Source organism: Agromyces sp. P1_H4, assembly GCF_056405255.1.
Genome location: NZ_JBFUCL010000616.1, coordinates 1 through 639, shown reverse-complemented (window position 1 = coordinate 639; position 639 = coordinate 1). Strand labels below are relative to the sequence as shown.

2 protein-coding genes are annotated in these 639 nt (G+C 74.2%); one reads left to right on the top strand and one right to left on the bottom strand.

Annotation, left to right across the window (positions count from 1 at the left end; translation table 11 throughout):
* On the top strand, positions 1-263 hold a 263-nt coding region (gene ligD, locus AC1DY2_RS20390; protein ID WP_476764071.1), incomplete at its 5' end, for a non-homologous end-joining DNA ligase LigD.
* Positions 264-276: 13 nt separating this feature from the next.
* On the opposite strand, the gene AC1DY2_RS20385 is transcribed toward ligD, so the two are convergent.
* Positions 277-639 (bottom strand): isocitrate lyase/phosphoenolpyruvate mutase family protein (locus tag AC1DY2_RS20385; RefSeq protein WP_476764070.1); only part of this gene is annotated, 363 nt, incomplete at its 5' end.

Here is a 639-nt window from a genome sequence, read left to right as displayed (position 1 = left end):
TGTCGTGCCCGCTCGAATGGGACGAACTCGAGACGGCCGATCCGGCGCGGTTCACGATCCGCACGATCCCCGACCGGCTGCGTGACGTGGGCGACCCCTGGGCCGGCATGCGCTCGAACCCCGGACGCCTCACCACCTTGCTGGAGTGGTGGCAGCGCGACCTCGACGACGGGCTCGGCGAGCTGCCGTTCCCGCCCGACTTCCCCAAGATGCCGGGGGAGCCGATGCGGGTGCAGCCGAGCCGGGCGCGCAACGCCGAGTGACGCGGCGCTGCCCTCACGGCATCGAGGCGACCAGTTCGTACGTCGGCGTGCCGGTCGGGGGAGTGAACGCCCCGTCCCGCACCGCCTGCGCGGCTGCTCCGATGGCGCCGAGCGCGACCCGGAGGAGCAGTGATCCCGTGCTCACGCGCGCCACTCGCGCCGCGGCCAGGTCGGCGAGCGGCAGGCCCGGCTGCACGAGCACGTTGAGCGGTGCCGGGATCTTGTCGGCGAGGGCCGCGATGCGCTCGATGGTCAGCGTTCCCGGCACGAACACGCCCGTGGCCCCGGCCGCGAGGTAGCGACGCGCCCGACGCACCGCCTGCTCGTGGCGCTCCGCGGGACTGGCGTCGCCGCCGATCCAGAAGGGATCCGTGCG